This window comes from Oleiphilus sp. HI0080 (assembly GCF_001635135.1).
In genome coordinates this window covers 1-862 of the sequence record NZ_LWFU01000806.1, presented here as the reverse complement: position 1 = coordinate 862, position 862 = coordinate 1, and the positions used below count along the sequence as shown (strand labels likewise).

Sequence of the window (862 nt, the reverse complement as noted above, 5' to 3'; positions counted from 1 at the left end):
CTAGAAGAATTACTTAAAGAGTCGATGAAACTCGGTCGAGAGGATAGACACGACTCAAGCCATACGTCCTGGGCTCCACCCCCAAAGAATTACCTAGACGATTTTAAGGACACACACTGAGATAGATTAAAGGCTCTTTTTTGAGGGTGATCGATAAGGTGCCTATGTTAAATGTTGAATGTTGACTGCAACCAAGAACGAGCCGATTGAACGTCAGGTTATTCGTTATTGAATGACTCGGTCTTTTGCCCCTTGTGAACCCAGTCGGTTTACTTCTTCTTTGACTCCGTATTGCATATAGGCCTCTTCGAGCAGGCCTGACGTAATGGCATCATCTAAAGCAACATTAAATTGGTCACGCAGCTCTGAGGCACCGGCCCTCTTGCGAGTAAAGCCGACGTGGAAGGTCTTGTTAGCCCCCACTTCTTTTGGAATATAGTCAATGCTTTGAAACATCGGAGCATACTGATCAAGATAAAACTGGCATACCAGCCTGTTGCATATAAATAGGTCAATGCGCTCGCTTTTTAGTTTTTTTAAGTTGTCGAGTGTTGGATTTTGTGAAAACAGCGGGGTTATGGTTAAAAGTCTTTCACGCTCAGCAGTAATGAATGTCGATGGGTAGTGGTATCCTGCATTTGACCCGATATGGTAAGGGTGAAGATCGAAGAGCGTCTCCCAAGATATATCTGATGATTTTCTTTTGAAAAACACCGTATCAATCACTGAAATAGGATTCGAAAAATACGCAGCGTTACTTCTCGCTTCATTATACGTATAAGGGTATATGCCATCGACATGTCCGCTTTCTACCATTAAAAGCGCCCTTTTTGCCGGGACCGACGAAATCTTGAGCTGATGG

At 43.6% G+C, this 862-nt stretch carries 1 protein-coding gene; it reads right to left on the bottom strand.

Going from position 1 to position 862, the window contains the following annotated elements:
- Nucleotides 1-225: 225 nt before the first annotated feature.
- Nucleotides 226-862: ABC transporter substrate-binding protein (locus A3751_RS16465; RefSeq protein WP_068458002.1), on the bottom strand; the 637-nt coding region annotated here is incomplete at its 5' end.